The sequence below is a fragment of the Aliidiomarina sp. genome, assembly GCF_047920995.1.
Lineage (GTDB): Bacteria > Pseudomonadota > Gammaproteobacteria > Enterobacterales > Alteromonadaceae > Aliidiomarina.
Genome location: NZ_JBLRWZ010000023.1, coordinates 33032 through 41623, shown reverse-complemented (window position 1 = coordinate 41623; position 8592 = coordinate 33032). Strand labels below are relative to the sequence as shown.

Genomic DNA, 8592 nt, shown 5'->3' with positions numbered 1-8592 from the left:
CTTCGCAGTTTCCGCTTCTTGCGCTTTACGCAAACGCTCCGCTTCAATTTTTGCAGCTTCAGCTTTCGCTTTTTCTTCCGGTGATTTCTCTACCTGCGGCTGCGCTTTCACTTTTGCCTGCTCAGCTTTACGTTTTTCATCAGCAGCTTGTTTCTTAGCTTCTGCTTCTGCTTTTGCACGAACTTTGGCCGCTTCTTCAGCTTCCGCCTTAGCTTTCGCTTGCGCCGCTTCTTTCGCCTTTGCTTCAGCTTCTAAACGCACTTGCTCTGCTTCTTGAGCGATACGTTCGTCTTCCAAACGTTGCTCTTCTTCAGGAGTACGTTTTACATAAGTACGTTTTTTGCGAACTTCCACCTGCACAGCTTTCGCTTTACCAGGGCCAGCATTAATACTCAACGTACTACGGGTTTTCCGCTTCAGTGTCATCCGGCTTGGTGCGGCATTTCCATCACCACCATGCGCTTTGTTCAAATGCGCGAGTAGCTGCGCCTTTTCATCTTCAGAAACTGTATCGCTGGCATCACTCTTGCTAATGCCCGCTTCGCTTAACTGTTGTAGCAAGCGATCAACGGAGGTTCCGATATCACTGGCAAGTTTTTCGATTTTGACTTCTGCCATCTAATTCATACCTCACTTAAACTGTTTATGCTTCGTCACTAAACCAACAAATGTTGCGAGCTTTCATAATCAGCTCACCAGCCGTTGTTGGCGTTAATGATTGAATACTTTCTAAATCGTCGGTACCTTGCTCTGCCAAATCTTCCAGCGTTTTCACACCAATAGAGGCTAATTCATAAGCTAAATGGCTATCCATCCCTTCTAACTCAAGCAAGGTTGAATCAGGCTCTGCACCTTCTAACGATTCTTCGGTTTTCAATGCTTTAGTGGTTAAGAAATCACGCGCTCTGCTGCGTAACTCTTCCACGATATCTTCATCCATACCCTCAACAGACAGTAATTCTGCTACTGGTACATAAGCAATTTCTTCTAACGTTGAGAAACCTTCATCAATCAGTACTCCAGCGAAATCTTCGTCGATTTCTAGGCCTTCCATGAATAATGCAGTTATCCGCTCAGATTCAGCTTCATTGCGTGCGTTAAAGTCAGCTACGGTCATAACGTTGAGTTCCCAGCCGGTAAGCTGGCTAGCTAAACGAACGTTTTGGCCGTTCCGGCCGATAGCTTGCGCGAGGTTACCCTCTTCAACCGCAACTTCCATGGTATGCGTTTCTTCATCCATCACGATAGAAACAACTTCAGCTGGCGCCATCGCGTTAATCACGAACTGTGCTGGGTTATCATCCCAAAGTACGATATCAACCCGCTCGCCACCTAGCTCACTAGAAACGGCTTGCACGCGAGCTCCGCGCATACCTACACAAGCACCCACTGGATCAATACGACGATCATTACTTTTCACCGCAATTTTCGCCCGTGAACCTGGATCTCGAGCAGCGCCCTTAACTTCAATCATCTCTTCGCCAATTTCTGGCACTTCAATGCGGAATAGCTCAATCAGGAAATCAGGATGCGTGCGGCTTACAAATAATTGCGCTCCGCGCGCTTCAGGGCGCACGGCAAATAACAAACCACGAACACGGTCGCCTGGGCGAACACTTTCGCGCGGCAACATATCGTCACGGAATATAACCGCTTCAGCGTTGTTACCTAAATCTAGCAATACGTTATCTCGAGTTGCTTTTTTTACTGTACCGTTAATCAACGTACCTACTTGATCTTCGTACTGCTCAACAACTTGCGCACGCTCAGCTTCACGAACCTTTTGCACAATTACCTGCTTGGCGGTTTGTGTAGTAATGCGATCAAACTGTATCGAATCAATTTGGTCTTCTATGTAATCGCCGATTTGAATATCAGGATCATCGATTTGCGCCGCGGATAACGAAATCTCAGCATATGGATTATCTAAAGCTCCATCTGGATCAGCAACCACCATCCAGCGGCGGAATGTTTCGAATTCACCCGTATTCCGGTCGATTGCCACACGTACTTCGATATCGCCTTCAGATTTCTTACGAGTTGCGGTTGCAATCGCAATTTCTAGGGCTTCAAAAATCTTTTCGCGTGGTACTGATTTCTCATTGGAAACAGCCTCTGCAACCAGCAAAATCTCTTTATTCATGCTCTTGCCTCGTTTACGCTCTCAACATCAGCGCTGTTAACATTTTGCGCTTTCATTTTAACGCTATTAATTAATCGAACTTCGGTACTAAGTGTGCCTTTTTGATTGCACTCATAGGTACCTTAAATGAATCTTCACCGATAGTGAAAACTATCACGTTATCTTCAACCGCCGTAATAACGGCAGTAAATTTGCGGCGATTTTCGAGTGCAACGTTAAGCTGCACAGCGGCTTCCTCGCCAATAAACTGTTCAAAGTGGGCCGCTTTAAAGAATGGACGTTCCATTCCTGGCGACGATACTTCCAAAAAGTATTCAGTATTAATCGGATCTTCTACATCAAGAACAGCGCTCACCTGATGGCTCACATCAGCGCAATTATCAACGGTAATCCCTTCTTCGTGATCAATGTATACGCGCAAAGTAGATTGCTTACTGCGTATAAATTCTACACCAATCAATTCAAAGCCAGCCGCAGCAACGGCGGGCTCAAGCATATTTGTTAGTCGTTCAACCAAAGTTGCCAACTCAACCTCCAGAAACAAAAAAAGGGCATAATGCCCAGTTCTCAGGTGTCAAAACTAATGCCAGCTAGGCTAAAAAAGCAAAAAGCCCCGGACATTGTCGGGGCTATTTCACTAGTGCCTTTCGACCTGAGTTTACCGGGTTGTGTTACATCTTATCCGAAGAATGCTACACACATGTGACTTAATCCATGACTACTATACAACGAGTAGTACCGTTAAACTCGAACTGGTTGCGGGGGCAGGATTTGAACCTACGACCTTCGGGTTATGAGCCCGACGAGCTACCAGACTGCTCCACCCCGCGTCCGATATTGCATATTATACTCTGTTACGTTGAATATTCAACTGCTAAAAACTTTTGTAACCACTTCTAGCGAAATTAAAAGTTTTTAATTAACAACAGGATAACATTAACTTTGGTGCCGAAGACGAGACTCGAACTCGTACGCTCAATTGAGCACCACCCCCTCAAGATGGCGTGTCTACCAATTCCACCACTTCGGCTTAATTTTCAACTTATTGCGTAAACTTAATTACGCTCACACGAGTTAATTACCTGGCGGTAAATCGTTCGGTGGTGTTTGTTCGGTTGGCTCTTCAGTTAAATCAATCCAATCGTCGGCAGGAGCTCGCTCACCAGCAACGATGCTACCTAACAATAGGCTTAACAAAAAGAACGACACTGCTACAATCGCGGTCATACGGGTAAGGAAGTTACCTGAACCGCCAGAACCAAATACGGTATTTGAAGCACCAGCTCCAAATGAAGCACCCATATCTGCGCCCTTGCCTTGTTGCAACATAATTAAGGCAATCAAAGCTATCGCAACCAAAAGGTAAACTACTAATAGAACTTCATACATAAATTTAAATATCCTTTGCTGCCTTGCATATGGCATCAAACTGTTCGGTATCGAGACTAGCACCGCCAATCAGGCCACCATCGATATCGGGTTGGCTAAACAGTGTATTCGCGTTATCAGCTTTTACACTACCACCATATAAAATTTGTAACTTCTGCGCTTCTTCAGGTGCTTTGCTAGCCACCCAAGTACGAATTATCTTGTGCACTTCCTGAGCTTGCTCAGGTGATGCAGTAACCCCTGTACCTATTGCCCAAACTGGCTCGTAAGCGATTACTAAGCGTTCAAAATTAGCTTTTTGCAGCGCGGCTTCAAGTTGTTCTTGAATTACCGATTCTACCGCATTTGCTTCTCGCTCGGCTAGTGTTTCACCAACACAAAGCACAGGAATCAAATCGGCACTCTGTGCTTGCTGAACTTTTTTCGCAATTACCGCATCGGTATCCGCAAACAATGCACGCCGCTCTGAGTGCCCAACTAAAACAAATTTACAACCTACATCTGCAACCATTTCTGCACTTATTTCGCCAGTAAATGCGCCGGATGAGTGCTCGCTGCAGTTTTGCCCACCTATGTGAATGCCGATTGGTTCAAAAAGAACTTCTGCAGTTTTCAGATAAACAGCTGGAGGACAAATAACCACTTGCACCTGTTCTTGCGTATCCACATGGTGAAAGTGCTCAGCCATTTCTTTTAAGAGGCCGATACCGCCGTTTAATTTCCAGTTGGCAATAACCAGTGTTTGTCTCACATGACACTCCTGTAAGCGGCGCAGATAGTACCTGACATCAAGGTCTGATACAAGCACCACTATTGAAAAATTTATTGACTGCTCAATGCTTAAACAATAGCAGCTACTTCACTCGCGATTTGCTGTGCGTAGGCTTTTACTCGTGCAGAATCCTTCCCTTCAACCATTACTCGAATCAACGGTTCAGTACCCGATTTTCGCAAAAGTACTCGGCCTTCACCGGCTAATGCTTTTTCAACTTCTGCCACTGCAGATAAAACGTTATCTTCACACAGTGGATCGGTGCCACTGGTAAATCTAACATTCACCAGTACTTGAGGTAACTTTTGCATACCCTGAATCATAGCACGAGCGCTACATCGTTCGCGTACCATGGCAGATAGAAATTGAATCGCGGCAATGATGCCATCACCGGTACTGTGGTACTTTAAATTGATAATGTGGCCTGAACCTTCGCCGCCTATAAACCAACGATTTTCTCGTAGGGCTTCCATAACAAAACGGTCCCCTACTTTTGCTCGGGTAAAGGGTACATTTAGCTTTTCTAACGCTAATTGCATGCCCATATTACTCATTACGGTACCTACTACACCACCTTCCAGGGTGCCATCCTTAATAGCTTGGCGCACTAATGCATAAACGATTTCATCACCATCGATTACCACGCCCTCGGCATCCACAATCATTAAGCGATCACCATCACCATCAAGGGCGATGCCAATATCCGCTTTTTCCTCTCTTACTTTCGCAGTTAATGCGGCTAAATCGGTTGCACCGCACCCTGCGTTAATATTCAAACCATTAGGCGTACTGCCGATTTCAATTACTTGCGCACCAAGCTCACGAAACACGTTCGGCGCGATATGGTAAGTAGCACCGTTCGCGCAATCCACTACTAACTTAAGCTTACTGAGCGATAGCTCACTGGGAAATACACTTTTACAAAACTCGATATAACGGCCAGCCGCATCAGGAATACGCGAAGCACGGCCAAGTTTCTCCGAAGACACACAATCAATTTCTTGATCGAGATAATCTTCAATGCGTTGTTCAAGTGCATCAGAGAGTTTATGCCCACTATCAGAAAAGAACTTAATACCGTTATCATAATACGGATTATGCGAAGCGCTGATCACGATGCCCGCGGCAGCACGAAAGGTGCGGGTTAAATAGGCAATGGCCGGCGTTGGCATGGGGCCTAGAAATTCAACATTAACACCTGCAGCGGAGAAACCAGCTTCTAGTGCAGATTCCAACATATAACCTGAAATCCGCGTATCCTTGCCAATTAATACGCGCGTATTACCTTCTGCAGCCAAAGCTTTACCAGCGGCCCAGCCTAATTTCAAGACAAAATCAGGGGTAATCGGGCGGTCACCTACACGACCGCGAATTCCATCAGTGCCGAAATACTTACCCATAATACTAATACTCTCCTGTTAATGTGGCGGTAACCACTTTTACCGCATCCATGGTTTCTGCAACATCATGCACACGCAAAATGGCAGCACCTTTCATCATAGCGATGGTTGCCGCAGCAATACTCGCTGCTAACCGTTGCTCTACATCGCGCCCGGTTACCTTGCCCAACATCGATTTTCGGGAAACGCCAATCAATAAAGGCACTTCAAACTCTTGAAAGCACGCTAATCGATGTAGCAACTCATAATTATGCCGTACAGTTTTGCCAAAACCAAAGCCCGGATCAAGTAAAAGACGCTCCCGAGCAATACCCGCTTGTTCACATACACGCATGCGATCTTGCAAAAATAGCTTCACTTCGTTCACAACGTTGCCATATTCAGGGGCATCTTGCATGGTACGCGGTTGGCCAACCATATGCATTAAACACACTTTAACGTTACTTTCGGCAGCGGCTGCTAGCGCTCCAGGCTCTCGCAACGCGCGAACATCATTAATCATTGCCGCCCCTGCATGCACAGCTTCACGCATTACCTGCGCTTTGCTCGTGTCTACAGAAATCTGCACCGCAAACTCCCGCGATAAGGCTTCTATCACTGGAATTACTCTATCTAGTTCTTCTTGCTCAGCAACACCTGCTGCGCCTGGCCGAGTTGATTCACCACCCACATCAAGCCATGTAGCGCCCGCTACTACCATCTGCTCTGCGCGTTGTAATGCCGAGCTCACCGAGTTGTATCGACCACCATCGGAAAAAGAATCGGGAGTAACATTTAAAATACCCATTACTTGAAATGGTTGTCGTTGTTGCGCCATGCAGGTGTCCTCAAGATGATCGTGGCAAGCAAAAAAATGCCCCGCGAACGGGGCATTTATTATAGATTATTTAGCGGGTGATTCATCCGGATCGTTGAGTAACGGTGAATCATCATCTTTTTCCTTGCTACCTTCCGCGTCTTTGGTTGCTTTTTTGCCACCACCAGCAACATTACCGGTATCATTATCATCATGCCAATTTACCGGTTCGCGAACTTCTCTGCGTTCCATTAAATCATCAATCTGATGTGCATCCAGCGTTTCATATTTCATTAACGCATCTTTCATGGAATGCAGGATATCGATGTTCTCGTCCAAAATCTTGTAGGCGCGCGCGTAATTACTATCAATCACGTTGCGAATCTCAGCATCTATCGCCCGCATAGTTTCATCAGACATTTGCTTGTTCTGAGCTACACCGCGCCCTAAAAATACTTGGCCATCATCTTCTGCGTACAACAATGGGCCCATTTTGGTGGATAAGCCCCACTGTGTAACCATTTTCCGAGCGATGCTAGTAGCACGCTCAATATCATTCGATGCGCCAGTGGTTACGTAGTCATCACCATAAATCAATTGCTCTGCGATACGGCCGCCATATAAGCTCGACAACATACTTTCTAAATGCTGCTTGCTGTGGCTTACTCGATCTTGCTCCGGCAAGTACATGGTAACACCCAACGCTCTACCGCGCGGAATAATGGAAACTTTATATACTGGATCATGATCTGGTACTAATCGACCTACGATGGCATGGCCGGCCTCGTGATAAGCCGTCATTGCTTTCTCTTCTTCGGTCATTACCATCGATTTACGTTCTGAGCCCATCAAAATCTTATCTTTGGCTTTTTCAAACTCGGCCATAGAAACAACACGGCGATTTTCGCGCGCTGCGAATAACGCGGCTTCGTTTACTAAGTTTGCCAAATCAGCACCTGAGAACCCAGGGGTTCCGCGGGCAATTACGCTTGGCTCCACATCGTCAGCCAAAGGAACTTTACGCATGTGCACTTTCAAAATTTGCGCACGGCCACGAACATCCGGTAACCCCACGGTTACTTGGCGATCGAAGCGGCCTGGGCGTAATAACGCTGGATCCAATACGTCTGGGCGGTTGGTTGCAGCAATTACGATAATACCTTCATTGCCTTCGAAGCCATCCATTTCTACGAGCATTTGGTTCAAGGTTTGCTCGCGCTCGTCGTGACCGCCACCAAGGCCAGCGCCACGCTGGCGACCTACTGCATCAATCTCATCAATAAAGATGATACAAGGAGCAGATTTCTTCGCTTGTTCGAACATATCGCGAACACGCGAAGCACCAACACCTACAAACATCTCTACGAAATCAGAACCAGAAATTGTGTAGAACGGAACCTTGGCCTCGCCTGCAACTGCTTTTGCTAACAATGTTTTACCAGTACCTGGAGGGCCTACCATCAATACGCCCTTCGGGATGTGACCACCTAAGCGCTGGAACTTGCTTGGATCGCGCAAGAAATCAACCAATTCGGCAACTTCTTCTTTCGCTTCTTCACAGCCAGCAACATCCGCAAGCGTGGTTTTCACTTGATCTTCACCCATAAGGCGGGCTTTGCTTTTACCGAAGCTCATTGCTCCTTTGCCACCGCCACCCTGCATTTGGCGCATGAAGAATATCCACACCGCAATCAACAACAGCATTGGGAACCAAGAGATGAAAATAGTGCCAAGTAAGCTTCGTGCTTCTGGCTCTTGGTATTGTACCGTTACATTACCTTGGCTTAATAGTTCGTTTAATAACTCAGGATCTTGTGCTGGCATCACTGTACGGAACTCTTCACCACTTCTGCGCACGCCCTGTATAGAACGCTTCGATTCATTTATGGTTACTTCGCGTACATCACCCCGATTTACATCACGCACAAACTCTGAGTAGGCGTATGTGCGCCCCTCAGTAGAACCTGGATTAATTCCTTGGAACACGCTCATTAACACGACCGCGATAACTAACCAAAGAATAAGATTTTTTGCCATGTCGCTCAACGTTATTACCTCTCAACATGTTGTGGAATACACCGTTTGGTTTATT

8 protein-coding genes and 2 tRNA genes are annotated in these 8592 nt (G+C 46.3%); all 10 read right to left on the bottom strand.

Annotated elements, in window-relative coordinates:
* Positions 1-618, bottom strand: a 618-nt coding sequence (locus ACNA7P_RS07740; RefSeq protein ID WP_416258046.1) for a translation initiation factor IF-2 associated domain-containing protein, incomplete at its 3' end; no start/stop codon positions are given.
* A 25-nt stretch (positions 619-643) separates the two neighbouring features.
* On the bottom strand, positions 644-2143 hold the full coding sequence (nusA, locus tag ACNA7P_RS07735; RefSeq protein WP_416258045.1) for a transcription termination factor NusA: 1500 nt from the start codon (positions 2141-2143) through the stop codon (positions 644-646).
* Between the two features lie 70 nt (positions 2144-2213).
* On the bottom strand, positions 2214-2669 hold the full coding sequence (gene rimP / locus ACNA7P_RS07730; protein ID WP_416258044.1) for a ribosome maturation factor RimP: 456 nt from the start codon (positions 2667-2669) through the stop codon (positions 2214-2216).
* A 227-nt stretch (positions 2670-2896) separates the two neighbouring features.
* Positions 2897-2973 (bottom strand) — tRNA-Met (locus ACNA7P_RS07725).
* Positions 2974-3086: 113 nt separating this feature from the next.
* A tRNA-Leu gene (locus tag ACNA7P_RS07720) sits at positions 3087-3173 on the bottom strand.
* Positions 3174-3217: 44 nt separating this feature from the next.
* A complete protein-coding gene (gene secG / locus ACNA7P_RS07715; protein ID WP_416258043.1) occupies positions 3218-3532 on the bottom strand; it encodes a preprotein translocase subunit SecG in 315 nt (104 codons plus the stop codon).
* Positions 3533-3536: 4 nt separating this feature from the next.
* Positions 3537-4283, bottom strand: coding sequence for a triose-phosphate isomerase (gene tpiA / locus ACNA7P_RS07710; protein WP_416258042.1), 747 nt, complete (start codon positions 4281-4283; stop codon positions 3537-3539).
* An 89-nt stretch (positions 4284-4372) separates the two neighbouring features.
* A complete protein-coding gene (gene glmM / locus ACNA7P_RS07705) occupies positions 4373-5704 on the bottom strand; it encodes a phosphoglucosamine mutase (RefSeq protein WP_416258041.1) in 1332 nt (443 codons plus the stop codon).
* A 4-nt stretch (positions 5705-5708) separates the two neighbouring features.
* A complete protein-coding gene (gene folP, locus ACNA7P_RS07700; protein WP_416258040.1) occupies positions 5709-6521 on the bottom strand; it encodes a dihydropteroate synthase in 813 nt (270 codons plus the stop codon).
* A 66-nt stretch (positions 6522-6587) separates the two neighbouring features.
* Positions 6588-8546, bottom strand: a complete 1959-nt coding sequence (gene ftsH, locus ACNA7P_RS07695; protein WP_416258039.1) for an ATP-dependent zinc metalloprotease FtsH — start codon at positions 8544-8546, stop codon at positions 6588-6590.
* Positions 8547-8592: the final 46 nt, after the last annotated feature.